20 protein-coding genes are annotated in these 23,679 nt (G+C 66.6%); 9 read left to right on the top strand and 11 right to left on the bottom strand.

Annotated elements, in window-relative coordinates; all coding sequences use genetic code 11:
* Window positions 1-142 precede the first annotated feature (142 nt).
* Window positions 143-2,242, top strand: coding sequence for an MrfA Zn-binding domain-containing protein (gene drmB / locus EYS42_RS15560; protein ID WP_130969115.1), 2,100 nt, complete (start codon window positions 143-145; stop codon window positions 2,240-2,242).
* A 285-nt stretch (window positions 2,243-2,527) separates the two neighbouring features.
* Here the strand turns inward: drmB and EYS42_RS17490 are convergent, their stop codons facing one another.
* From EYS42_RS17490 to EYS42_RS15540, 4 genes are all read right to left on the bottom strand, one after another.
* A complete protein-coding gene (locus tag EYS42_RS17490; protein WP_130969114.1) occupies window positions 2,528-3,493 on the bottom strand; it encodes a flavin reductase family protein in 966 nt (321 codons plus the stop codon).
* Between the two features lie 52 nt (window positions 3,494-3,545).
* A complete protein-coding gene (locus tag EYS42_RS15550) occupies window positions 3,546-4,652 on the bottom strand; it encodes a DUF1176 domain-containing protein (RefSeq protein ID WP_130969113.1) in 1,107 nt (368 codons plus the stop codon).
* Window positions 4,653-4,716: 64 nt separating this feature from the next.
* Window positions 4,717-4,935: a hypothetical protein gene (locus tag EYS42_RS15545; RefSeq protein ID WP_130969112.1), complete on the bottom strand. Its 219-nt coding sequence runs from the start codon at window positions 4,933-4,935 to the stop codon at window positions 4,717-4,719.
* A 135-nt stretch (window positions 4,936-5,070) separates the two neighbouring features.
* Window positions 5,071-5,556, bottom strand: coding sequence for a hypothetical protein (locus EYS42_RS15540; protein WP_130969111.1), 486 nt, complete (start codon window positions 5,554-5,556; stop codon window positions 5,071-5,073).
* Between the two features lie 209 nt (window positions 5,557-5,765).
* Between EYS42_RS15540 and EYS42_RS15535 the strand changes: the two genes are divergently transcribed.
* Window positions 5,766-7,232, top strand: a complete 1,467-nt coding sequence (locus tag EYS42_RS15535; RefSeq protein WP_130969110.1) for a vanadium-dependent haloperoxidase — start codon at window positions 5,766-5,768, stop codon at window positions 7,230-7,232.
* Window positions 7,233-7,235: 3 nt separating this feature from the next.
* Here the strand turns inward: EYS42_RS15535 and EYS42_RS15530 are convergent, their stop codons facing one another.
* Window positions 7,236-8,093, bottom strand: a complete 858-nt coding sequence (locus EYS42_RS15530; RefSeq protein ID WP_130969109.1) for a TlpA disulfide reductase family protein — start codon at window positions 8,091-8,093, stop codon at window positions 7,236-7,238.
* Window positions 8,094-8,236: 143 nt separating this feature from the next.
* Between EYS42_RS15530 and EYS42_RS15525 the strand changes: the two genes are divergently transcribed.
* The 3 genes from EYS42_RS15525 (at window position 8,237) to EYS42_RS15515 (ending at window position 12,517) form a co-directional block, all read left to right on the top strand.
* Complete coding sequence (locus EYS42_RS15525) at window positions 8,237-9,967, top strand: ATP-binding response regulator (RefSeq protein WP_130969108.1); 1,731 nt, start codon at window positions 8,237-8,239, stop codon at window positions 9,965-9,967.
* A gap of 25 nt (window positions 9,968-9,992) precedes the next feature.
* Entirely contained in the window at window positions 9,993-10,589 is a 597-nt protein-coding gene (locus EYS42_RS15520) for a response regulator transcription factor (RefSeq protein ID WP_130969107.1), read from the top strand.
* A gap of 62 nt (window positions 10,590-10,651) precedes the next feature.
* The gene (locus EYS42_RS15515) at window positions 10,652-12,517 is read left to right on the top strand and encodes a hypothetical protein (RefSeq protein WP_130969106.1); all 1,866 of its coding nucleotides are present in this window, start codon (window positions 10,652-10,654) and stop codon (window positions 12,515-12,517) included.
* Between the two features lie 6 nt (window positions 12,518-12,523).
* Here EYS42_RS15515 and EYS42_RS15510 read toward each other — a convergent pair whose 3' ends face one another.
* Window positions 12,524-13,423: a CE1 family esterase gene (locus EYS42_RS15510; protein WP_165456825.1), complete on the bottom strand. Its 900-nt coding sequence runs from the start codon at window positions 13,421-13,423 to the stop codon at window positions 12,524-12,526.
* Between the two features lie 70 nt (window positions 13,424-13,493).
* Here EYS42_RS15510 and EYS42_RS15505 point away from each other — a divergent pair, with 70 nt between their 5' ends.
* Window positions 13,494-14,381 carry a glycosyltransferase family 2 protein gene (locus EYS42_RS15505; protein ID WP_165456824.1) on the top strand — a complete coding sequence of 296 codons (888 nt, stop codon included), beginning with the start codon at window positions 13,494-13,496 and terminating at the stop codon, window positions 14,379-14,381.
* A gap of 28 nt (window positions 14,382-14,409) precedes the next feature.
* On the opposite strand, the gene EYS42_RS15500 is transcribed toward EYS42_RS15505, so the two are convergent.
* The 5 genes from EYS42_RS15500 to ocd all read right to left on the bottom strand — a co-directional run bounded on the left by EYS42_RS15500 (window position 14,410) and on the right by ocd (window position 20,293).
* Window positions 14,410-16,971, bottom strand: coding sequence for a hypothetical protein (locus EYS42_RS15500; RefSeq protein ID WP_130969103.1), 2,562 nt, complete (start codon window positions 16,969-16,971; stop codon window positions 14,410-14,412).
* 191 nt (window positions 16,972-17,162) lie between these two features.
* Window positions 17,163-17,510, bottom strand: coding sequence for a hypothetical protein (locus EYS42_RS15495; protein ID WP_130969102.1), 348 nt, complete (start codon window positions 17,508-17,510; stop codon window positions 17,163-17,165).
* A 147-nt stretch (window positions 17,511-17,657) separates the two neighbouring features.
* The gene (locus tag EYS42_RS15490) at window positions 17,658-18,278 is read right to left on the bottom strand and encodes a MarC family protein (protein WP_130969101.1); all 621 of its coding nucleotides are present in this window, start codon (window positions 18,276-18,278) and stop codon (window positions 17,658-17,660) included.
* Between the two features lie 3 nt (window positions 18,279-18,281).
* Window positions 18,282-19,223, bottom strand: coding sequence for an arginase (gene rocF, locus EYS42_RS15485; RefSeq protein ID WP_130969100.1), 942 nt, complete (start codon window positions 19,221-19,223; stop codon window positions 18,282-18,284).
* Window positions 19,220-20,293 carry an ornithine cyclodeaminase gene (gene ocd / locus EYS42_RS15480; protein ID WP_130969099.1) on the bottom strand — a complete coding sequence of 358 codons (1,074 nt, stop codon included), beginning with the start codon at window positions 20,291-20,293 and terminating at the stop codon, window positions 19,220-19,222. The genes rocF and ocd overlap by 4 nt, the downstream gene beginning before the upstream one ends.
* Before the next feature lie 160 nt (window positions 20,294-20,453).
* Between ocd and EYS42_RS15475 the strand changes: the two genes are divergently transcribed.
* The 3 genes from EYS42_RS15475 (at window position 20,454) to EYS42_RS15465 (ending at window position 23,607) form a co-directional block, all read left to right on the top strand.
* Window positions 20,454-20,882 carry an Lrp/AsnC family transcriptional regulator gene (locus tag EYS42_RS15475; protein WP_130969098.1) on the top strand — a complete coding sequence of 143 codons (429 nt, stop codon included), beginning with the start codon at window positions 20,454-20,456 and terminating at the stop codon, window positions 20,880-20,882.
* A 121-nt stretch (window positions 20,883-21,003) separates the two neighbouring features.
* A complete protein-coding gene (locus EYS42_RS15470; RefSeq protein ID WP_130969097.1) occupies window positions 21,004-22,665 on the top strand; it encodes a GMC oxidoreductase in 1,662 nt (553 codons plus the stop codon).
* Between the two features lie 105 nt (window positions 22,666-22,770).
* Window positions 22,771-23,607 carry an N-acetylmuramidase domain-containing protein gene (locus EYS42_RS15465; protein ID WP_245503666.1) on the top strand — a complete coding sequence of 279 codons (837 nt, stop codon included), beginning with the start codon at window positions 22,771-22,773 and terminating at the stop codon, window positions 23,605-23,607.
* The last annotated feature ends 72 nt before the right edge of the window (window positions 23,608-23,679 follow it).

Raw genomic sequence — 23,679 nt, 5'->3', positions numbered from 1 at the left:
AATGTGCTCACGTTGATCACTCCTGCCCCCCGCTGCTGCAAAAAACAGCAGGGTAGGTGGATAACGTGGCTCAAAATTGGACGTGACGGAGACCCTTCAGTGGCTCAGTTTTGCTCGTGATTCAACATCCCGGAGCACAAACATGAACCGACCTGTTCGCCGATCACAGGCAATTTCGCCATTTGGCATCGGCGCGCTCATCGACTTTCCAGGCCCGGTATCGCTCGTCCACGCCGGCCTAGATGCATGGCCATTCGACCCCGCCAAGCCGGAGCACCGCGAATTCAAGGTCGAGGACGAACCGAGGCTGGCCCGGCGTCTCGGGGTTGATTTCTTCGTGCAGCCACCTGACTTCCGCATGCCGAACGGAGCGGGGTCGACTGAGGCGGTGAATGTGGGGCTGAAGCTGCCCTTCCTCCGGTTTCCGCTCTGGCATTCCTGCCCGCGGTGCGGACGCATGTTCGAGACTAGGTACCAAGATCGATCCGCACCGCAATGCACCGGGCCGGTGGGAAGTGGGGGCGAAAAGGGCAAAGCGCACAAGGCCCGCCGAACCGTGCAGGTGCGGTTTGTCACGGTCTGTCGCGACGGACACATGCGCGACTTTCCATGGATCGAGTGGCTCGGCTTGGAACCCGAAGAATGGAACCGCACGCGTTCGGACCGCTGGCTTCGGCTGCTTTCCACGGGCTCGGCGTCGATCGCGGGGGTCATCGTGGTTGCCGAGCGCCAGCAGGTGGACGGTGTCGTCGAGGTCAAGCGCCGCTCGCTGACCGGTGCCTTCGGCGGCGACCTAGGCGTGAAATGCGACTCGCAGGTACCCGCATTGGGTATCGGCGATGGTGGTGACGACCCTGGCGAAGATTGTTCCCAGAAGCTGCAGGCCGTGCTGCGCGGAGCAAGCAACCTGTACTTCTCCGATGTCCGGAGCTCCATCTACATCCCAGAGGTGAAGGATGCCGCGTTTCCTCAGGACGTCCTAGACATCCTTGAAGATCACGAGTTCAAGCAGGAACTTCTGAACGCTGCGATCCTCTCCGAGGAAGGCACGCTGTCGCGAAAGGCCGTAAGTCTCATGCTCAAGAGGCGACGGCCCGAATCGGAAGTCGACCCTGCCCTCCTCGCAGAGGCAGCCAACAAGCATATCCTGCACGAGGCACTGACCCAGCATCGGCAGACGGCGACGTTGCTCGTCATGAGAGCAAAGAGCAACGACGGCAGTCTAACGGCGGCGATCATCGGCGAGGTGATCGCCGCATCGCTCGTCTCCGATTGGGAGATCGATCCTGCCTTGCTTGTTGACCAGATCAACAACTGGCTCGAGAAGAGACTCGACGATTCGCCGGAAGATGGACAGACCGCCGGCGCCGAAATCGTGGAGGGAGCGTTTCGCTTCGAGGAGTACGCGACTTTCTGTCGGGACGGGCAGGAGGGCATGCCGAAAATCAACCTCCTCGTTCGAAGCCACTCGATGGAATCGTACGAGCCTGTGGTTCGAGATCGCTTCAGCCGGATCGCACTGCTCGACAAGCTGCGCGAGACCCGCGCCTTCGTCGGCTACAGCCGGCTTTTTGCTGCGTCGTCGCAAGATCCCGACAAACGGTGGAAGCTGATTTCCCGCGCACGGAAGAACTGGCTTCCTGCGGTCGTGGTGAGAGGGGAAGGCATTTTCCTCGTGTTCGATGGCGCAAAGCTAGATCGCTGGCAGGCCGTACACGGAGCATTCCACCGCGAGCGCCTTGTGCAGGTGAACAAGAACGTGCAAGCCCAGGCAAGCCGTCGCGAGACCCACGCCTCCGATGTGGATCCGAAGTTTGTACTGCTGCATACGTTCGCACATGCCTTGATCAACCAGCTGACCTTTGATTGCGGGTATGGCTCATCCTCCCTTCGGGAGCGAATCTACTTCTCGGACGAGCACCCGCGAATGAGCGGCGTGCTGATCTACACTGCCGCAGGTGATTCTGAGGGAACGATGGGAGGCCTAGTCCGCATGGGATCCCCGGCTTTGCTCGAACCAACCATCGCCCGCGCAATCGACCGGGCTCGGTGGTGCTCGAGCGATCCTGTCTGCATCGAAAGCCTCGGCCAGGGCCCCGATAACTGCAACTTGGCTGCCTGCCATTCCTGTGCGCTTCTCCCGGAAACCTCCTGCGAACAGCAGAATCGGCTTCTCGATCGCGGGGTGCTTGTCGGCACGCTGGATCGCCCGGAAACAGGCTTCTTTTTTCAGGAGACGTGATAGCCTCGCCGTCAACTTGCCAAGCGGACTAATCGACCAAGGAGGCTCCCGCAAGGCTAACAACCGCTCGTGAACGCGGATGATCGACAGTTCAAGTACACCGCGTGAGTTGGGGCCTCGGAAAGCTACTGCCTGCCGAAGCTGAGATAGCCTTTGCCTGAGTGCATGGCATCGATCGCACCCACGCTCCCACAATACTGATCGATCCTCCATGCCCAACTGGCGCTCTAATGCCCGGAGTTGCCGTCGATGGAAGTTGTGGGAATCGTTCCTACTTGGGGCAGGTCAGTGGTAGTAGTCGGTGCCACGAACGTTCTCGTGGTCGAGTAGTGGGCTGCTGGTGACGAGCAAATGGGAAGGCTGGCTGTCCAAGCCGTTCTTGAGGATGTTGTCCACGCTGCGGTAGGTAGGTGCGCGGATCGCCAGGGCCCTGGTGCAGGCGTCTTCCTGCCGCTGGGACGTGTACTCGCGCGCCAGTCGCATCAGCCCCAGGCAGGCGCGGTAGCCTTGTTCGGGGTGAGGACGTTTCTCAATCTGCCAGCTGACCACGGCGGCTGCGCTTACGCCAATGCCCTGCGCCCAGACGATGCGCTTGGAGGGCGTCCACTCCAGGTGCGCACGGTGCGAAGCGAGCATGTGCTCGCCGAGGGTGGTGTGGGCCCCGCGCCGCAGGCTCAGGGGGTGACAGACCACGCGCTGGTTGGCGGCAAAGCACACCACCAGGGTGTCGGTGGCGCGCACATCCAGGCGGGTGCCGACCAGCCGGTGAGGCACGCTGTTGTAGTCGCCTTCGAATTCGACGTGATAGTCGATGTTGACCTTGACACCCTTACAGCGACCGATGACGTACCGGGTGGCGGGCAAGGGTTGCAAGGCCGGTGCCTCCAGCTCGTCACAGGCGCTGCGCCTGCAGCCCGTCAGGTCCAGCTCGCTCACGTCGGCCGGGGCCTCGGTGGCGCAGCGGTGCATGGCCTCGGCCACGGCTTCGTCGCACAGGTGCACCACGAACTCGCGCCGGCTCAAGATGTTGGCTGCCGTGTCTTTCAGTCGGCCCTGGCTGTTGTGGTGGTTCACGCTCAGCATGACCAGGGGCGGGTCTTCGCCCACCATGTTGAACATGGAAAACGGTGCCGCGTTCACCACGCCGGTGTCGCTCAAGGTGGTCACCAGCGCGATCGGCCTCGGCACGATCAGGCTGGCCATCAGCTTGTAGCGTTGGTAGGGCGTGAGGGTGCTGAAGTCGATGTGCATGCCAGCAGGGCATGCAATGGGTGTGCCGGGTGGCGGCGCGCGCGCGCTGGGCTCAGGGCCCCACCACCTTCGTGACCCAGGTGGGCAAGTCCCACGCGCCGCCGGGCTCCACCAGCTTGCATTGGCCCGTGGTGCTGGCAGCGGCGTGCACGAACTCGCGGCCGTTCCAGACCCAGCGTTCGTGGCTCCAGCAGTCACCCAGGCCACGGCTTTTGTGGCTGGCCGTGATCACGCCGCGGGTGTGGTCGCTGGCCATGTCGGTCACCAGACGGGGCTGGTGCGGTGGGCGGCCGTTCAGCACCCACATGCAGTAACCCTCGTTGTAGGCCGCGCGCCAGCACAGGGTGCTGGCCAGCCATTGGCCGCCGCTCAGGGGCTCGAAGCTCAGTGCGCCTTCGCTGCCGGCGCGCAGGTCGGGGTCGAGTTCGTCACCGGCGTCGGCCAGCAGGGCCTGGCGCAAGGCGGCCTGGGCCTTGGCGCTCAAACCGGGCAAGGCCTGCAGGGCAGCGCCCGGCTTGGGCGCGGGCACCGCCACGGCGCGCACCTCGGGCGCTGGCAGGGCAGGCAGCACCCCGCTTTCCGGGCGGGTGCCGGGGCGGGCCAGGGCGCCGGGGGTGCCCACGCGGCCCTGGGCTTCGTCCATTTTCAGCAGCACGGCGGCGGCACCCTGGTCTGACAGGGCCCACACGGTGCGGCCGTGGGTGAACTCGATGCGCGCGCGGGCACGGGGCAGGGCCTTCAGCACGGCCTGCAGCTGAGGGGCCGTCAGGCCAAAGCGCTGGGGCTCGTCCAGCCAGGGCATCGGGCCCAGCGCTTGGCCATTCACGCGCAGGTGCAAGGTGTTGGCGGCCTGGGCCAGGGCTTCAGCCTCATCGCCATAGCGGCCCAGCGCCACCTGGGCCTGCACGGGCTGCCTGGGGCCGGCAGCACGGGTCAGCAGCAGCGACACGGGGTTTTCGGCCTCGTCAGCCTGGTAGCCGGCAGCCCGACAGGTGCGGGTGTTGTCGCAGGCCACTTCCCAGTCGTGGTGGCTGAAGTGCAGGCCTTCTTCTGTGCGCGCCTGTGCAGGGGCGGCCAAACAGGCCGCCGCGTGAAAGGCCAGGTTCACAGGCAGGGCCCAAGCCAGCCCGCGCAAGCGTTGAAGCAAACGTGTGTGCATGCGCCATTGTCTGGCCTGTGCGCGTCGTCATGTGGGGAGAACACGGCCTGAGCGGCGCAAGCCCTCAGTGGCAACCAGTGGGCAGCTCCATGCCGTGCTGCGTGCGCAGGGTCAGCCTCAGCTGCTGGCCGGGTTGCAGCACCTGCAGGTTGAGGCCGGGCAGGTTGCCCGACAGGGCCCATTCGTGCTGGTCTTCCGCCAGCACCCACGCCAGGCCCACTTGAGGCAGAACCTCGATGACATGGGCGTTGAGCACGCGGTCACCATGAGAATTGCGGTGCATGTGAGCCTCCTGAACGCTGCTTGCCAAAGCCCGAATCTGCGTTAGATCAGGCCCTGTCGCAAGGGTTACCACTGGTTCGAGGGGGCTCACCATGAGCCGTTCGGCTCATGGTTGAAGGCAGTGCAGTGCCAGCGATCAGCTCGGCTTTTGTGGGCGGCCCTTCTTGATGGGTGTCAGGCCGCTCAGCAGCTGGCGCACCTTGGCGTCAGGCAATGCCTGCAGGGCCTGCAAGGCGGCACGCAGCACCTCGCTCTTCTTGGCCGGTTGCTTCCAGCCCAGGGCGCGCTGCTTGATCTGCTCGATCAGGGCGAAATCAGCCTCGGGCATGGTGAACGAGTCACGCACGATCTTCAGCTTCACGGGCTTGGTGGCCTTGGGCGCCTTCACGGGCTTCACCGGCTTGGCAGCTTTCACAGGCTTGGCCGGTTTGGCTGCAGGCGCGGCTTTGGCTGACACCGCCTTGGGAGCCGCCGCTTTCTTCACGGCAGGGGCCTTCGCGGCGGGCTGCTTGGCGGCAGGCTTCTGGGCTGAGCCCTTCTTGGCGGCAACCTTCTTGGCGGCAGTTTTGGGCGGTTGGGCCTGGGTGGCTTCGGGCGTTGGGGAAACGTCTGGCGTGTTCATGGTGGCGTCAAAGAAATAATGTGTGCATATCGTATATACCTTTTTTGTTCTTGTGTGCAAGGCGACGCGCAACAGGCGGCAAGGCCCATGTGAAGAAATGCAAGGCGCAGGCTGTCAAGCACACACCACAGTTCAAGCTAGGGGCTTCGCAGGGGCGGGGCCAGCACCCCACACTGCGGCCTTTCCGCCCACACTCTGAAAGGCCCACCATGCGCTTGTTGTCTGCCCCTCGTCGTTTCCGCCGCACCCTGCTGTCGGCCTGTGTGACCCTGGGGCTGTGGTCAGCCGGTGCGGCCCACGCATTTGATCTGGACCGCGGCCATGCACCGATCGACGTGGTCATTCCCACCGTCATCCCGGTCATCTTCGCCAATGTGGGCCCCGGTGACGCGACCCTGGTGCTGCGTGCCACCACGCTGATCACCAACGCCATGTTCGATGCGATTGCGCCGTATCACCGCACCGCCGTGGGCGTGTACTCGAAGCTGCCCCGCCGCCCGGCCAGCGAGGGCCTGACCGAGCGGCAACGCAATATCGCCATCTTCTATGCCTGCCAGGAAGTGCTCGACAGCCTGTACCCAGCCGAAAAGGCCCGCTGGGACGACATGCTGCGCGCCGCGGGCCTTGACCCGAACCTGCAAAGCACCGACCTGCGCACGGCGGCCGGCATTGGCCGTGCCGCCGGCAAGGCCCTGGTGGCCGCCCGCGAAAACGATGGCATGAATCAGCTGGGCAACGCCAAGGGCCAGCGTTTCAACAAGCTGCCTTATGCCGACACCACCGGCTATCAGCCCGTGAACACGGCTTATGAGCTGCGCAACCCGGCGCGCTGGCAACCGGCCATCACCACCAAGGGCTCGGGGCTGTTCCAGGTGCAACAGTTCGTGACGCCGCAGTTTGGCGAGATCAAGCCTTACAGCTACCACAGCGCCGAGCAGTTCAGCTTCCCGCCCCCGGTGGACAGCAACCCCTTCGGCCCCAACGGGCGTGCCCGCTACAAGGCCCAGGTGGATCAGGTCCTGAACGCGTCAGCCACCCTGACCGACCAGCGCAAGATGGTGGCCGAGCTGTTCAACGACAAGATCCGCAGCCTGGGCTTCGTGGCGCTGTTCCTGAGCCAGTCGCGCCAGTGGAGCGTGGAGCAGTTCGTGCACTACGACTTCCTGGTGAACATGGCGGCCTTTGACGGCGGCATTGCGGTGTGGAACGCCAAGCGCAAGTACGACGCGGTGCGGCCGTTCTCGGCCGTGAACTGGGTGCACGGCAAGGGCATGGTCACGGCCTGGGGTGGCCCGGGCAAGGGCACCGTGAACCTGCCAGCCGACCAGTGGGCCAGCTATGTGAAGGTGGCCGACCACCCCGAATACCCGTCGGGCTCCTCGTGCTTCTGCTCGGCCCACGCCCAGGCCAGCCGCCGCTTCCTGGGCTCTGACATGCTGGGCTGGCGTGTGGCCGCGCCCAAGGGCTCGTCACTGGTGGAGCCAGGTGTCACGCCGGCCAACGACATCGTGCTGCAGTTCGACACCTGGAGCCAGTTCGAGCAGCAGTGCGGGCAGTCGCGCCTGTGGGGCGGGGTGCACTTCCAGGCGGCCATTGATGCCTCCAAGCCCGTGTGCAAGACCATTGGCGACAAGGCCTACCAATACGTGCAGAACCTGATCGACGGCAGGGGCTGAGAGTCAGGGGCGCTGGGGCGCCAGCAAGGCCTGCACCTTGGCCTGCAAGGTGGCCGACGACAGTTCGCCCACGCGGCGGGCCACCAGCTGGCCCTGGGCGTCAAAAAAGAGGGTGGTGGGGTAACCCACCACGTCGAACCGCGCGGCCCATTGGCCTGGGCGGTCCAGCAGCACGTGCTGCAGTTGCACGCCTTCGGCCTGCAGGAAGCCGCGCACCTGCTCGGCCGATTCGCCCTGGTTGACGAACAGGTGGTGCACCTCGGGGTGGGCCTGCTGCGAGCGTTGCAGCACCGGCATTTCGCGGCGGCAAGGCGGGCACCAGGTGGCCCACAGGTTGACCACCACGGGTCGCCCCTTGAAGACCTGCAAAGACACCGGGGTGCCGTCCAGCGCCTGCAGCGGTGCTTCGGGCCAGGGGGTTGCGCCCGAAGCAGTGTGGCCACCAGGCCGGCTGCCCTGCCACAGCGACACCGCACCCAGCACCCACACGGCGGTGGCCAAGCCCACGGCTTTGAGCAAGGTTGGTCGCCAGCTGGGCTGCGCCTGGGCTTTGGCCAGCGCGTACACCCAGGCCACCACCCAACCGATTTGTGGCTCCCAGCCCCCGTCTCGCACGTTCAAGATGCTCAAAGGCTCGGCCAGGTAGGCCGCGCGGAACTGCCAGACAAACCCCAACCGGGCGGCCAGCACACCCAGCAAGGCAGCACGCCACACCACACCGGCCAGGTCCACCCCCAGGCGCTGAGCAGGCCGGTGCACCACCCACAAGGCTGCGGCATAGGCGAGCAAAGCCACCAGCAGGGCGGTGGGCAAGGTGAGCGGGCCCACAGACAGGGCGTCGGGCAGGGCAAGGGGCCACATGGGGTTCAAGAAGATGGCTGACGGGCTGGGGGCAGAGGCCGCAGCCCCTACAGGGGTGGGGTTTCAGGGGCTGGCGGTTTCGCGTAGGGTGTCGGTCCGTGCGCCCCGTTCAGATATTCAACCACCAACGCTACCAGCCCGCCATGCAGCAAGCCTTGCTGAAGGTGGGGGTGAACCATTTGCGGCCAGGGCTGTCCTGGCTGCTGGCCGTGCTGCTGGCCTTGTCGTACACCGAAGGGCCCTTGCCTGAAGCGGCACGTTGGTGGCTGGCCGCGGCCAGCGTCAGTGCGCTGGCAGGCTTCGCTTTCAGGCATGTGTGGCGCCATCGGCTGGCCACCCCCCAACCGCCTGCGGTGCTGCGGCGCGCCGAATGGTGGGGCATTGCCTACGGCAGCAGCGTGTCGCTGGCCTGGGGCTGCAGCAGCCTGCTGATGCAGCACGGCCAGGACAGCAACCTGCTGATCGCCATGGTGTACTTCGGGGTGTGCGCGGGTGCCGCCACCCTGTCGGTGATGGGACTGGCCCACATGGCCATCAGCTCGGTGCTGGCCTTCATCGCCTTCAGCTGGGGCATGCCCGAGGCCTACCCCAGCCACTGGGCCTATTTTTCCGTGATGCTGCTGCTGTACCACCTGGTGGTGTTCAGCAGTGCACGGCAGCGCCTGGCCATGGTGGCCGACAACCTGCAGCTGATGCAACGACAAGAGCAACTGCTGGCCGAGCAGCAGCGTGAAACCGAGCGGGCCAACCAGGCCAACCGCGACAAATCGGCCTTCCTGGCCGCGGCCAGCCATGACCTGCGCCAGCCCGTGCACGCCATCATGCTGCTCAGCCATGCGCTGCACACCCACCCGATGGACGACGAGGCCCGCGCCCTGGTGCACCAGGTGATGGGCGCGGGCAAGGCCTTGTCCGACCAGTTCAACAGCCTGATGGAGCTGTCGCGGCTGGAGGGGGGGCACCACCCGGTGCAAGCCCAGCCGGTGGCCTTGCAGGGCTGGTTGCAGCAGCGCCAGCAAGCCTGGGCGGACACGGCCCTGGCGCGCGAAGTGGGCCTGTGCCTGCGTGTCAGCCAGCGCCTGCAGTTCGCACGGGTGCACACCGACCCGGGGTTGCTGCAGCGGGTGCTCGACAACCTGCTGGACAACGCCATCAAGTTTTCACCCCGGGGTGGGCGCGTGCTGATCACCGCGCGCCAGGTGCACGGCCGAGTCACACTGGGCGTGCACGACCAGGGCTGCGGCATCCCGGCCGAGCAACACCAGCAGGTGTTCTTGCCCCACGTGCAATTGGCCAACCCCACACGCGACCGGGCGCAGGGCATCGGGCTGGGCCTGAGCATCGTCCAGCAGGCCGCGGCCGTGCTGCAGGCCCGGGTCACGCTGCACTCCAGCGCTGGGCGGGGCAGTCACTTCCGCGTGAGCCTGCCCGCCGATGCACTGCTGGCGCCCACGGCTGACATGGCGGCCAGCCAGCAGGTCGGCGCACCGGCGCCCCGCTCCGCCGAGCCGGCACGCAGCCTGCACGGCAAACGCCTGCTGCTGGTGGAAGACGACCCCATGGTGACGCAGGCCCTGCTGCCCTGGGCCCAGGCGCTGGGCATGCAGGTGCGCCATGCGCGCCACCCTGACGAGGTGCACAGCCTGGCCGAGGTGGACCTGGTGCTGTGCGACATCCGCCTGCCAGGGGCACGCGATGGCATCACCTGCCTGACCCAATGGCTGGACGATTGGCCCGATGCCGCCGGCCTGCTGGTGTCGGCCGAGTCGGACCCCGAGGTGCTGGACCGCGCCGAACAGGAAGGGCTGTTGCTCTTGCCGAAACCCGTCGACCCCGACCTGCTGTTGCACACCCTGACGGGCCTGTGCCGATGAAGCCTGTGCCTGTGAGTGCCTTGCCATGAAGTTGCTGATCATTGACGACCACCCCATGACCTGCGCGGGCCTGCGCAGCCTGCTGCAAGGGCACTGGCCTGCCGCGCAGGTGGACATGCTGCACCGCTTCAGCCCCGAAGTGGTCACGGCCGACTGGGACCACCTGTTCCTCGACATTCACTTGCCTGAGCAGCCGTTTGAAGAAGTGCTGGAGGCCCTGAAGCCCCGCATCGGGCAGGTGGTGCTGGTGTCGGCCTACCCGCAACCGGCCGCCGTGCAATGGGCGCGGCACATGGGCGTGTGTGGCCTGCTGCCCAAAAACATCGACATCGAACACATCATCCAGGGCTTTCGCCGCATCCTGGCGGGCGAGCGCGTGTTCATCGGACACGATGGCCAGCCCCTGCCCTGGGCCAGCCCGGCGCCCTCGCTGACGCCCCGCCAGCAAGACACGCTGCAGGCCGTGCTGGCCGGCCTGTCGAACAAGCAGATCGCCCGCAAGCTGGGCATCAGCGAGCACACCGTGAAAGAGCATGTCACGGCCATCCTGGCGGCCCATGGTGTGAAGAACCGGCTGGAACTGCTGCTGCAACGCCCGACCGCGCCCACCCCACCGAGGTAGGGTGGTCAACCGCACATGCCCACAGGAATAATTGCCAGCATTCAATGGAATGGGGCATTGGCATGTTCAAGCAGTATTCAGCCCAGGGGGGCTTTTTCCAACGCAGCCTGATGGGGGCGGCACTGGCCACCGCGGCGGCCTTGAGCGCCTGCGGAGGCGGCGGCAGCGGGCCCAGCACGGCCATTTCAGGCCAGGTGGTCAAGGGCCCGGTGGAAGGCGCGCAGGTGTGCGCCTTCCAAGTGGTGAACAACGCCAAGGGCCCGGCGCTGGGCAGCTGCGTGAGCACCAACGCCCAGGGCAGCTACAGCCTGACCGTGCCCGTGGGCAGCGGCCCCGTGTGGCTGGAGGCCACGGGCGGCACCTACGTGGACGAAGCCACCGGCAACCCCACCACGTTGCCCGCAGACATCCCGATGCTGAGCCTGGTCAATGCCACGGGCGGCACGGCCGCGGCCATGGTGACCCCCTTGACCACCCTGGCCGTGAACACAGCGCGGCAGGTGGCCGGCGCCAATGCGCAGGTGGATGAAACCGCGGTTCGCCAGGCCGTGACCCAGGTGCTGCAGCAGCTCAGCCTGCCGCTGGGCCTGGACCTGCTGGCCACGGCCCCGGTGGTGGGCAACAACGCCAACGAATACGGCCAGGCCCTCGCGGCCATTTCCGAAATGGTGGCGCAAGGCACCCCGCTGGCAGACGTGCTGAGCAGCGGCAACGCCGGTCAGTTCAGCCAGGCCTTTGCCACGGCGCAAGAAGCGGTGTCAGGCGGCAGCGGCAGTGGAGAGGGCGGCGATGGCGGTTCGTCGGGCCCGACACCCCCGGCCCCGGTCACGCCATCGACGGTCTCGGCCAGCGGCTCGGTGACTGTCGGCTCCGGCAGCTTCTCACCTGAGGCCACAGGCTTCGAAGTCACGGTCGAGAGCAACATGGGCTATGACGTGAAGTACCGCTTCTACCATTCGTCACAGCGTGTGGTCAACAACGTCACCATCACGGACACGCAAGAGCTGGTGGTCACGCGCAGCCGTTACAACACGTCTCCCGAATACACCTACAGCTTCTACGACTCGACCGGCACCCTGCCTTCCGCCCAATGCAGCTCGGCCTGCGACGTGGTGGTGAGCACCCCGGTGGGGGGCACGCACCCCGTGACCGTCACCCTGGGCGGCACCGATGCCACCGAGCCCGTTCGAGGCACCCTGGTGGGCGACGCCACCAACGCCTTGTGGTCGTTCAACGAGCTGCCCGCCACCACCACCAGCAGCCTGATGCGCAACGGCGTGAACGCCGTGGTGCGCACGGTGGATTACAGCAGCACGGCTTTTTTGACCACGGCCAGCATCGAGCTCAGCAACGGCGCCTTGCTGAGCATCAGTCAGCAGGGTAGCCAGCCGGCCACGGCCATCTACAACGGCGATGGGATGGGGCTTTGCATCAGTAACTGCGGGATCACCCTCAGCACCTCCAATGGGGTGACCACCGTGAGCCTTCAGGGCACGGTGGTGGGCAGCAGCACCTTCCAGGGCACGGTGACCCTTGACAGCACCCGCAGCACGCTGAGCAGCCCAGAGCTGGGCACGCTCACCGCGGTGCACGACACCATCAAATCGGTCAACAATGTGCGCACGGTCACGTATGCCGCCGACCTCACGCTGATCAACGTCGATGGCATCACCAGCGTGGCAGTGACATCGCGCAACGGCGTGGTCACTCGGGTGGATGTGAGCGCCAGGCAAGGCCAGAGCATCTTGAGCCGCAGCTGTGGCGATGGCCTGTCGAGCCTGGGGGTGTCGCCCTGCAGTGGCGTCAGCCTGGGCGCTGACGGACGCACCGTGAGCTTCAGCAACACCGCACTGTATGCCTCGGTTGTGGGGGGCCAGCCGGTGGTCGCGGCCACACTGAATGGCTCGGTGGTGGCCCGCGGTCGCTGAGGAGGCTCAGGGCTTCCAACCCAACCGCTTCGCCAGCAAGCGCTCCAAGGGCAGGCCTTCGGCCTGCTCGAGCGCCTGCACCAGGTGGTCCAGCGCATGGTCGCTGTCCACCCATTGCACCTCATAACGGCCCCCTGCCGCCTGAAAACGCGCTTGCGACTGGGCCTCTGACACAAACGGCACCCGGGCGATGCCTTCGGTGCCGCGCCCGCCCTCGGGCGGCACGTTGGCGTCTTGCCTGCCGTGCACGGCCCAAATGCGGCGCCCCGGGGCCGCAGGGCAGCCCTGGCCATCGGCCATGAGGGCACCGGCCATCGACACGCCCTGCGCAAACACACCGCGCTGGCACATCAGGGTCTGCATCATCATGGCGCCGTTGGAATGGCCCAGCGCGAACACCTTGTCGGCCGGCACCTGAAAGCGATGGGCCAGGGTGGCCACCGTGCGCTGCACCACATCGGCATCCGGTGCCTGGGTGTCGTGAGGCTGCCCGCAACAGCCCTGCCCGGCGTTCCAGGCCTTCATGCGGTCGGGCAGCAGGCGACCGGCCGGCGAACCGTTCAGGTAGGCCACCCACACGCCCTGGCGGGCCAGGCCGCGGAGGTTCAGCTCGCGGCTCAGGCGCTGGGCATTGCCACCCCCGCCATGCAGCACCACCAGCAGGGCCTGCGGTGGTGCGCCGTTCGGCGTGGTCGCGGGCTGCAGCAGCACCTCACGGCCTTCGATCTGTTCGGTGTGCAACTCGGTTGCGCGGGGCCGGGCCAGTGCGTGGGCGGTGGCCAGGCCGACCGCGGCCAGCAGGCACAGCGCGATCCCATGGCGCCTCAAGGTCAGGATGTTCATGTCCATTTCAACGGCGCTGGCGCCCGCCAGGATGACACCCTGGCCCAGTTTCCAAGGGTACACGTCGGTCCAACCCGGCCAAGCCGGCACCTACAATCACCAGCCCAGTCCAGCAGCGGCACCACCCCACACCATGCATGAGATCACTGCGATCGTCCTGACGCACAACGAGTCGATCCATCTGCGTCGCTGCCTGAGTGCACTGCAGCAGGTGGCGGCACGCATCTGCGTGGTGGACAGCTTTTCGAGCGACGACACCGAGCAGATCGCGCGTGAGATGGGCGCCGACTTCTTTCAGAACCCCTGGAAGAACCATGCCACCCAGTTCAACTGGGCGCTGAACCACTGCAACGTGAGCACGCCATGGGTGATGCGTGTGGATGCCGATGAATACCCAGAGCCCGCACTGGTGGCGTCAATCAAAGCCTTCGTGCAGAACCCGGGGCCCTGCAACGCGGCCCTGCTCAAGCGCAAGATCGTGTTCTTGGGGCAACCGATCAAGCACGGCTTTTTCTACCCGTCGTTGAACTTGCGCCTCTGGCGCACCGGGCAGGGCGAGGTCGAGCAGCGCTGGATGGACGAGCATGTGGTGGTGCAGAACGCCTGCACGCGCGTGCTGGAGGGCGACCTGGCCGACGAGAACCTGAACGACCTGAGCTGGTGGAGCAGCAAGCACGTGGGTTACGCCATGCGCGAGGTGTATGACATCGTGGCCTCAGAACAAGCCCGTGACAGTGCTGACGCAGGGCCCCGCCCCTCAGGTCCAGCGCGTCTGAAGCGGTGGGTGAAGGCCCATGTGTACAGCCGCTTGCCGGGCGGCTTGCGTGGGTTGCTGTACTTCCTGTACCGCTACGTGCTGGGCATGGGTTTCCTGGACGGCAAGGCCGGCTTTTACTTCCATTTTCTGCAAGCGTTCTGGTACCGGGTGCTGGTCGATGCCAACCTGTACGAACTGCAAAAGCAGGCCCGCGATCGGAAGACCACCCCCCTGGCCTTGCTCAAAGAACGCGGCGTGCTTTGAGCAACAGGCCTGGGCGGGCTGAACAGGCTCAATGCCGCAGCGGCGCCACCGCCCAGGTCGGGTCATTCAAGAAAGCCGCATCGATGCCGGGCGTGCGACCCACCCACATGCGGTACACGGCCAGGGCATCGGGGTGGCCCGCGTTGGCAGCCGCCGCCAGCATGGCGCGGGCATTGGCCGCATAGCCCAATGAACTGCCCGGGTAGCTGGACGGGTCCAGCGGCAGGCTGGGGTCACACACCACGCCGGGCCAGTTGGTCTGGAACAGCTCGCGCCAGTTGTCGATGGGCACTTTTTTGCCGTCCACCGTCTTGGCAATGGTGACGTAGTACGCCGGCGCCTTGGCCACGCAGTAACCCGCGTCTTTCTCTTGCATGAAGCGGCCCACGTTGAACTGGCTGACCCAGTTGAAGATGGGGCGGGCCTGGCTGTAGCCGTCTTGCACCAGCTGGGCCACCACAAGGCCGAAGAAGTCGTTCTGCCAGGGGCCGATGGTGTCGCTCTGGTAGGGGTTCACCAGCGCGCCCAGGGGCGACACCTGGCCACCCGGCTTGTAGGTGTCGTTGTACCAGGCCAGGTTGTTGGCCAGGCGCTTTTCAAAATAAGCCTTCATGGGGTGGGCGTCGGGCAGGGCGCGGGCGGTTTCGCCCAAGGCACGCAGGGCCCAGGCCTGGCCTCGCACCTGCTCGGGGTGAAGCAGGCCCAGGCCTTGTCCACGGTAGCCCGGGTTGTAGCCGTTCATGTTCCAGGCGGCCCAGAACATCAGCTCGTCGAGGTGGTACACGTCGCCAGTGAGCACATAGGGCACGAAGGTGAACGAGCCCTGGTGCGCGATGTCGGGGCTCCACAAAGTGTTGCCGTCGCTCATGGCGGGCAGGGCATCGGCCGGGGCGCTGCTGCCGATCAGCACGGTCACGCCAGGATGGCGGTCGAGGTCGAGTGGCTGGTCGGTCACGGCGTCGCGGTAGTGGATGGGCACGCCACCCACCAGGTCGGCATGGGTGAGCATGCTGGCGCGGGCCCGGGCGTCTTGCGTGATCAGGTACAGCGCCGTCCAGCGGGGGTAAGGGCCAATCTCCCATCGGCCGCCGGTGGTGGGGAAGTAGGCTGCGAGAAAGCCTGGCTGCATCAGGCCCGTGTTGGCCGCCGCCAGGCGCGTGGCCTCTTCGGCCAGCGTCCGCTCGCTGATCTTCAGGTCGAGGTTGTACTGCCAGATCACGCCGCTGGCCATGGTGTAGGGCATGTGGTGGCGCACCACGGCCTGGGCCTCAGCGCCCTGCCACAGCACGCGGTGCCAGCGGGCGTGGTGGTAATGCGTGAAGGCGGGCTGGTCGAGCACCAGCTGGTGGCCCAGGCGGACCTGGAGGCTGTAGACCAGGTTGCCAGGCTCGGGGTTGTAGGCCCAGGCGTTTTCCATGACCAGGTCGTGGCGCACGCGCGCGCCGCCTTGCAGCAGGCGGGTGTGCACGCGGGCCGTGAGCTGCGGGTGGGCCTGGCCCTGCGCATTGCGCAAGGGCAGCACCAGGGTGTGTTCGCGGGCCACAGGGCCCACCAGGTGGGGCTTGAGGTTCTGACTGAGTGCCGCCTGCAACGCAGCGCGCTGCTCGGCCGCGGTGGCCTGGTACAGCTGCGGCGCGGCAAAGGGCTTGAGCACATCCACACGCGTGGGCGCGGCGCTGTCGGTTTGCAGGGTGGCCGTGAACGCGCCACGGCCTGGGTCGCGGGTGGTGATGCCCAGGGTTTCGTAGCTCTCGCCTTCCTTGATGGCCTTGAACAGCCCATTGCTGCGGGCGTTGATCTGGTTGTGAAAGGCCCAGGCGATCTGCGTGAGCGAGGTGAAGGCCCCACCCACCTGGTTGCCCGAGACCGTGAGCGCATAGGTTTCCGTGACCTCGCCCAAGGTGAGGTTCAGCGTGATGACTTCGCCTTCCAGAAACGGTGTGCCCGGCGTGTGGCCGTTGCGGTTGCCGAAGACCACCTGAGAAAGTTGCGGCTTGTACACCGTGGCCTGCACGGCCAGCCCGTCGGTGGGGACGGTGTAGGCGTTGGCCTGGGCCGTGGTGGCGGTTGTGCCCGCCGGGGGCGTGCCCGCAAACACCTGCAGCAGGCGTTTTTCCCCACGTTGCAGGTTGGTCAGCTCGGCGCTGAGCAAGGCCAGGCGCACAGAGCCATCTTCGCGGGTGGACACCCCATCGACCTGCAGGGGCACGCCACCGGTGCTGTCTCGGGCATACAGGGGCGTGCCAGGGGCCAAATCACCCGAACGGAAGGGCTGCCCGAAGGTGATGGGCACACGGGCCTGCGCTGTGGCAGCCGTCGACTCCACCTGAACGCACACCAAGGCTCCCTCGGCACAGGTGAAGCCACTGGCGTCGTCGGCCAGGATCACGGCCAGCGGCACGCGTTGGGGGGCTTCGCGTGGCTGGCTGGCGGGCTCTGGCGACTTCCCGCCACCACAGCCGGTCAGCACACCGGTGAGCGCACCCAGCAATGCCCCCATGAAGGCCGCTTTGACCCCCACCACCATGCGGGCCCGAGCCCGGGGCAGACGCGCCTGCCCCCTCATGCTTTGCTTCCCGGTCTGTGCCATGGCCATGCCTTTCTCCGCCCCGTCGTGTGTGTTTGTGGGGTGCATGTTAAGAACAGCCGAGGCCAGTGCGGGCGTGCAAATGCCCCCACGAATGAATGCGTTGCACCTGCTTACCAGGACCCGTGCACGGCCATGCACCATGAAAAACGCCCCCGGCTGGGGGCGTCTTCGCGAAGCGCAGCGCGCGTCGATCAGTTCGGGGCGAAGCCGAAGAACGAGAACGAGCAGGTGGTGTCGCTGTAAGTGAACTTCATGCTCTTGCCCGAGGTCTTGGCGGCGGTGAACACCTGGATGAACAGCTTGACGTCGTCCAGCGAAGCGGTGTCGGGGGCGAACACGGTGGTGCAGGCACCGCCGGTCACGCCCTGAACCGACAGGCTGAACTGGTTGATGGTGTCGGGGTTGGCGCTTTCGTTCAGGCCGGCCTTGTACATCATGGTCAGGCCATTGACGGGGCCCTGGAAGGTGCCAGCCTGGGCAGCGAAGGGGGAGGCGACAGCGGCGGCGACGGCAGCAGCCGTCAGAATCTTGCGGATCATGTGAGGTTTCCCTGAGGGTTAGGTTGATGTTTGCTGAAAGCCGTTGAACGGGCTGCCAACGAATCAATGATCCCATGTTCATGGGATCACCTCTGAAACAAAGGGTTGCCGCTTGGTGAAATATTGCGTCTTGTGAAACGTTTTGCGTCAGACGCCAAAGGCTCGACGCAGCCCCGAGGTCAGCATTTCCACCGCCATGGCCGACAACAGCAGCCCCATGAAGCGCTCCATGGCGCGCAGGGCCACCGGGTTCAGGCGGTGCGACAGGTGCTCGGCCATGGCCAGCACGCACCAGCCACAGCCCATGGCCAGCACGATGGCCGCCCCCCAGGCGCTGGCCTGTTCTGGCTGGCGCGAGGCCAGCAGCACCACCGTGGCCAGGGCCGATGGGCCAGCGATCAAGGGCGTGGCCAGGGGCACCAGCAGGGGCTCGGCGGGCGCCTCGCTGCCAGGCTCGGACGGCGCCGCGCGTTGGGCCATGTTCACCCCCATGCCGGGAAACACCATGCCCAGGGCGATCAGGAACAGGATCACCCCGCCCGAGATCTCCAGCGACACTTCGCTCAGGCGCATGGCCCGGAGCAAGCGCTCACCGGCCACCATGAACAGCAGCAGCAGGCCCGTGGCGATCAGGTATTCACGGGTGATCACCCACAGGCGGCGCGCGCGGGGCACGCCCTTGAGCAGGCTCAGCACCACAGGCACGTTGCCCAGCGGGTCGGTCACGATGAGCAGCACAATGAAGGCCGACAGCAGGTCGTGCTGCATGGCTCAGCCCCGGCGCATCAGGGTGCTCTTGCCGAACAGGCTTTCGATCAGGTCAACGGCCAGTTCGGCGGTCTGGTTGCGCACATCGAGCGCCGGGTTCAGCTCGACCACATCGAGCGAGCCGAGGCGGCCGGTGTCGGCGATCATCTCCATGCACAGCTGGGCCTCGCGGTAGTTGGGCCCACCGCGCACCGTGGTGCCCACGCCGGGCGCGATGTCGGGGTCGAGGAAGTCGACGTCGAGGCTGACGTGAAGGTGCGTGTCAGCGCCCAGGCCCTCGAGGGCCTGCTGCATGGTGTGGCGCATGCCCATTTCGTCGATGAAGCGCATGTCGTACACCTCAATGCCCAGGGTGTGCACGAAGCGCTTTTCGCCTTCGTCCACGCTGCGGATGCCGATCTGGCGGATCTGCCCCGGGTGCAGCGCAGGCACCTGCCCACCCAGTTGCGTGAGCACCTCGGGCCCATGGCCACACAGGCAGGCCATGGGCATGCCGTGCAAGTTGCCCGAGGGGGTGAGGGCGGCGGTGTTGAAGTCGGCATGGGCATCGAGCCACAGCACGCGCAACGGCTTGCCCTGTTCGCGGCAATGCCGCGCCACCGCACTGACCGAGCCCATGGCCAGGCAGTGATCGCCCCCCAGCACGATGGGCAGGCGGCCTCGGCGCAGCTCGCCCAGGGTGGCCTCGTGCAGCATGGCGTTCCACCGGGCCACTTCGGCCAGGTGGCGGTGGCCGTCGATGGCCGGCTGCGCGGGGTTGTCAGGGCCATGCAGGTCACCCAGGTCATGCACGGGCAGGCCGAACCGCGCGATGGCCTGCGCCAGCCCGGCCACCCGCAAGGCACTGGGGCCCATGCGCGCACCGATGCAGCTGGCACCCACGTCGGTGGGGGCGCCGATCAGGCTGACGCCCTGGGGGCCCTGCACCTGTGCGTTCCCACTCATGACACATGCTCCACAGGGCTGATGGCTGCCCGCGACGGGGTTCGGCTCAGCACACCGTACAGGTTGCGGGGGTCGACCATGGCCGGGATCAGGGGCAGCGCCTGGCCCAGGTCCAGCCTTTGTGCGGCATCGTGCAGGTAGCGCAGGGCCGAAAAATCTTCCAGCGCAAAGCCCACCGAATCGAACACCGTGACCTGGTCGGCGGTCGTGCGGCCCGGCGCAAGCCCGGCCAGCACCTGCCACAACTCGGTCACCGGGAAATCAGGTGGCATCTGCTGCACATCGCCTTCCACACGGGTCTGCGGCTCGTATTCCACGAACACGCTGGCGGCCTGCAGCACGCCGGGTGCCAGCTCGGTCTTGCCGGGGCAGTCGCCACCCACGGCATTGAGGTGCATGCCCGGGCGCAACATGGTGTCGTGCACGATGGTGGCGTTGCGCTTGTCGGCCGTGGCGGTGGTCACGATGTCGGCACCCTGTGCGGCCTCTTCGGCGCTGTGGCACACCACGCAACGCAGGCCGCGGTCGGCCAGGTGGCTGACCAGGCGGGCCGTGGCCGAGGGGTCCACATCGAACAGCCGCAGGGTGTGGATGCCCATCAGGTGGTGAAAGGCCAGGGCCTGGAACTCGCTCTGTGCGCCGTTGCCGATCAGGGCCATCACGGCGCTGTCGGGGCGGGCCAGCACCCGGGCCGCCAGCACCGAGGTGGCGGCGGTGCGCAAGGCCGTGGTCAAGGTGAGCTCGCTGAGCAGCTGGGGCGTGCCGGTGTGCACGTCGGCCAGCACCCCGAAAGCCATCACGGTGGGCAGGCCCAGGCGGCCGTTGTGGGGGTGGCCGTTCACGTACTTGAAGCTGTAGGTTCGCCCGTCGGAAATGGGCATCAGCTCGATCACGCCCTCGGCGGTGTGGCTGGCCAGGCGGGGGCATTTGTCGAAGGCCCCCCAGCGCAGGAAATCGGCCTGAAGGCAGGCCATCAGGCCCTGCAAGGTGGTGACCAGGCCCTGGCGACGCACCAGGGTGGCCACGTCGTCCACGCTGAGAAAGCGGGTGGGAACTCGGTGGTGCAGCATGGCAAGCCCTCCTTCCGTGCCCCCAGTGTGGCAGGGTGGGGCGGCAAAGCAAATGGGCAAAAGTGCTTCAGTTTCGGCAACGCATTGCCACAATGACAGGTCACACTGACAAAAGGCTCAGCCGCCGCCCTGCCACAACCGGCCCTTGCCCCCACCGCCCATGGACCCGCTCGACCATGACCTGATCGCCCTGCTGCGGCAAGACGCGCGCCTGAGCGTGGCCACCCTGGCCGACAAGCTGGGCGTGTCACGCGGCACCGTCACCAACCGCATCCGCAAGCTGGAAGACAGCGGCGTGATCACGGGCTACACAGTGCGGCTGCGGCCCGACAGCCGACCACAGGAGATCCGGGCCTGGATGAGCATCGCCGTGGAAGGCAACGACATGCGCACCGTGATCGCCAAGCTGCTGGGCGAGCCCGGCGTGGCCGCGCTGCACGACACCAACGGCCGTTGGGACCTGCTGGCCGAGTTGCGCGCCGAGCACCTGGCCGGCCTGTCGCAGGTGCTCGAACGCATCCGCCTGATCAAGGGCATCAGCAGCACGGAAACCAGCATCCACCTCGAAACCTACCGCGTGGCCGACTGAGCCCCCCAGGCCCACACCCCGCCTTTGAGCGGTGGGGTCTGCCCGAAGCACGCAAATCCGAATGGCGCGCATGGCAGATGCCGGATGCAATGGAAGTGATCACTTCCTTTTTGTAGATGCCATGTCCGCTTCACATTCCCGTCGCCGTTTTCTGGGAACCGCGCTGCTGCAGTCGGCCGCACTGGCGGGCCTGTCCACCTTCACCGCCACCGCCCGTGCCGCCGACGGCAGCACCCGGCTGGACCCCGGTGCAGTGACACCCGCGCGGCCCCTGGGGCAACTGGGCCGTGTGCCCGCCGTGGTGGTGGGCTCGGGCTATGGCGCTGCCGTGACGGCCCTGCGCCTGGCCGAAGCCGGGGTGCCCGTGGTGATGCTGGAGATGGGCCGCCTGTGGTCGCAGCCCGCGGCCGACGGTCGCATCTTCTGCAAGACCCTGTCCCCCGACGGCCGGGCCATGTGGTTCAAGGACCGCACCGAAGCGCCACTGCAGACCTTCCTGGGCCTGGACGTGATCAACCGCAAGATCCCGCGCTATGCGGGTGTGCTCGACCGCATCAACTACCCCGGCATCAGCGTGTACCTGGGGCGTGGCGTGGGCGGTGGCTCGCTGGTCAACGGCAGCATGGCGGTCACCCCCAAGCGCAGCTACTTCGAAACCGTGCTGCCCGAGGTGAACGCCGACGAGATGTACAGCCGCTGGTTCCCGCTGGCCAATCGCACCCTGGGGGTGGAAGTGGTCAGTGCCAGCTGGTTCGAAACCGCGCGCAGCCAGCGGTATGCCCGCGTGGCCCGCGACGCCGCGCATCGCTCGGGCTTCAAGACCACCTTCGTGCCCACCGTGTACGACACGGCCTGGCTGCAGCGCGAAGAAGCCAGCCAGCAACCGCGCTCGGCCCTGGCCCAGGAGGTGATCTACGGCAACAACCACGGCAAGCGCAGCCTGGACAAGACCTACCTGGCCGATGCCATGGCCACGGGCCGGGTCAGCCTGTACAGCCTGCACCAGGTGCTGCGCATTCGGCGCGAAGCCACAGGTGATTACCTGCTCGACGTGCGACAGATCGACGAACACGGCACCGTGCTGGCCGAGGTGCAAGTGCGCTGCGGCACCCTGTTCATGTGCGCCGGCAGCGTGGGCACCAGCGAGCTGCTGGTCAAGGCACGGGACAGCGGTGACCTGCCGCAACTGAGCGATGAAGTGGGCCGGGGCTGGGGCCACAACGGCAACGTGATGGCCGCTCGCACCAACCCCGTGTGGCTGCCCACCGGCACCTTGCAGAGCACCATGCCCTTCATGGGCATTGACGACTGGGCTCACCCCACGCGGCCGGCCTTTGTCGAGATCACGCCCCTGCCGACCGGCATCGAGAACTGGGTGAGCATGTACCTGGGCGTGACACGCAACCCCGAACGCGCCACCTTCCGCTACAACGCCAGCACCGGGCAGGTGGCGCTCGACTGGCGCCGCGAGCAGAACGCCACCAGCGTGGCCACCCTCAAAGCCCTGCTCGATGTCATCAACACCCAAGAGGGCACCCGCTACCGCACCGACCTGTTCGGCGGTGGCCGGGCCTTTGCCGATGATTTCACCTACCACCCGCTGGGCGGCTGCCTGCTGGGCCGTGCCACCGACCTCATCGGCCAGCTCAAAGGCTGCCCGGGCCTGTACGTGAACGACAGCAGCCTGATCCCGGGCAGCGTGGGCGTGAACCCCTTCGTGACCATCACGGCCCTGGCCGAACGCAATGTGGCGGGCGTGCTGGCCAGCGGGCGGCTGGGCTGAACCACCGAACGACAGAGGCCCCTAGGCTTAGGGGCCTTGCCCTGAGAACACTGGCATGTCGGCATGCCGGCCTGTACAAATGAAGCACACACAAAGGGGTGCCTCATGCCTGACATGCCCACCGTCAAAAAGGGAATCTCTCCGCACAGCGACGTGCACCTGCTGCAAGCCTACCTGGCCAGCGCGGGACACCCCATCACGGCGAACGGCCAGTTCAACGACGCCACCCTGGAAGCACTCAAGGCCTTTCAGCGCAGCCAGGGCCTGGTGGTCGACGGGGTGGCAGGACCCAAGACATGGACCGCCCTGTTCGCATGTCAACCGCAAACCGTGGCCCAGGTGGCCAGCAAATGGCTTTCGCAAGCCGACATCGACCGGTTTGCGCAAGGGCGACAACTGGAACCGGCCGCTGTGCGGGCCGTGTATGCCGTGGAAGCCGCAGGCTCGGGCTTCCTGGGCGACCAACCCAAAATCCTGTTTGAAGGCCATGTGTTCTGGCAGGAGCTGGCCAAGGCCGGCCTGAACCCGCAAACCTTGAGTGCCGCGCACCCCGACATCGTCTACCCCCGTTGGACACGCAGCCACTACGTGGGCGGACTGGGCGAACATGCCCGCCTGGCGCGAGCTCGCCAGATCCACGACAGCGCGGCCCTGCGATCGGCCTCGTGGGGGCTGTTCCAAGTGATGGGACAGAACGCCGAGTGGCTAGGCTATGCCGATGTGCATGCCTTCGTTCACAGCATGCAGGCATCGGAAGCCGAACAGCTGGAAGCCTTCGGCCGCTTCATCGACCGCCGACGCCTGAGAGGCCGCACCCTGACCGAATGGCTGCGCGCCAAAGACTGGGCCAGCTTCGCAGAGGGCTACAACGGCCCCGCATACAAGGTGAACAAGTACGACCAGAAGCTGGCACGCGCCTACCAGGGGCTGGTGAGCGGCTGAGGGCCTCGCCCAAGTGGGCACCCTCAACCGAACAGTCGCCAAAGCCCATGCGCGCGCGTATCGTGTGGCGGC

This window comes from Aquabacterium lacunae (genome assembly GCF_004310865.1).
In the GTDB taxonomy this organism is placed as follows: Bacteria; Pseudomonadota; Gammaproteobacteria; order Burkholderiales; family Burkholderiaceae_C; genus Aquabacterium; species Aquabacterium lacunae.
This window is presented reverse-complemented; position numbering and strand designations above follow the sequence as displayed.

Bases quoted from the DNA above. Each gene is read 5' to 3' on its own strand.
- drmB (WP_130969115.1), top strand. From the start codon at position 143: ATGAACCGACCTGTTCGCCGATCACAGGCAATTTCGCCATTTGGCATC.
- EYS42_RS17490 (WP_130969114.1), bottom strand. From the start codon at position 3,493: ATGCACATCGACTTCAGCACCCTCACGCCCTACCAACGCTACAAGCTG.
- EYS42_RS15550 (WP_130969113.1), bottom strand. From the start codon at position 4,652: ATGCACACACGTTTGCTTCAACGCTTGCGCGGGCTGGCTTGGGCCCTG.
- EYS42_RS15545 (WP_130969112.1), bottom strand. From the start codon at position 4,935: ATGCACCGCAATTCTCATGGTGACCGCGTGCTCAACGCCCATGTCATC.
- EYS42_RS15540 (WP_130969111.1), bottom strand. From the start codon at position 5,556: ATGAACACGCCAGACGTTTCCCCAACGCCCGAAGCCACCCAGGCCCAA.
- EYS42_RS15535 (WP_130969110.1), top strand. From the start codon at position 5,766: ATGCGCTTGTTGTCTGCCCCTCGTCGTTTCCGCCGCACCCTGCTGTCG.
- EYS42_RS15530 (WP_130969109.1), bottom strand. From the start codon at position 8,093: ATGTGGCCCCTTGCCCTGCCCGACGCCCTGTCTGTGGGCCCGCTCACC.
- EYS42_RS15525 (WP_130969108.1), top strand. From the start codon at position 8,237: ATGCAGCAAGCCTTGCTGAAGGTGGGGGTGAACCATTTGCGGCCAGGG.
- EYS42_RS15520 (WP_130969107.1), top strand. From the start codon at position 9,993: ATGAAGTTGCTGATCATTGACGACCACCCCATGACCTGCGCGGGCCTG.
- EYS42_RS15515 (WP_130969106.1), top strand. From the start codon at position 10,652: ATGTTCAAGCAGTATTCAGCCCAGGGGGGCTTTTTCCAACGCAGCCTG.
- EYS42_RS15505 (WP_165456824.1), top strand. From the start codon at position 13,494: ATGCATGAGATCACTGCGATCGTCCTGACGCACAACGAGTCGATCCAT.
- EYS42_RS15500 (WP_130969103.1), bottom strand. From the start codon at position 16,971: ATGGCACAGACCGGGAAGCAAAGCATGAGGGGGCAGGCGCGTCTGCCC.
- EYS42_RS15495 (WP_130969102.1), bottom strand. From the start codon at position 17,510: ATGATCCGCAAGATTCTGACGGCTGCTGCCGTCGCCGCCGCTGTCGCC.
- EYS42_RS15490 (WP_130969101.1), bottom strand. From the start codon at position 18,278: ATGCAGCACGACCTGCTGTCGGCCTTCATTGTGCTGCTCATCGTGACC.
- rocF (WP_130969100.1), bottom strand. From the start codon at position 19,223: ATGAGTGGGAACGCACAGGTGCAGGGCCCCCAGGGCGTCAGCCTGATC.
- ocd (WP_130969099.1), bottom strand. From the start codon at position 20,293: ATGCTGCACCACCGAGTTCCCACCCGCTTTCTCAGCGTGGACGACGTG.
- EYS42_RS15475 (WP_130969098.1), top strand. From the start codon at position 20,454: ATGGACCCGCTCGACCATGACCTGATCGCCCTGCTGCGGCAAGACGCG.
- EYS42_RS15470 (WP_130969097.1), top strand. From the start codon at position 21,004: ATGTCCGCTTCACATTCCCGTCGCCGTTTTCTGGGAACCGCGCTGCTG.
- EYS42_RS15465 (WP_245503666.1), top strand. From the start codon at position 22,771: ATGCCTGACATGCCCACCGTCAAAAAGGGAATCTCTCCGCACAGCGAC.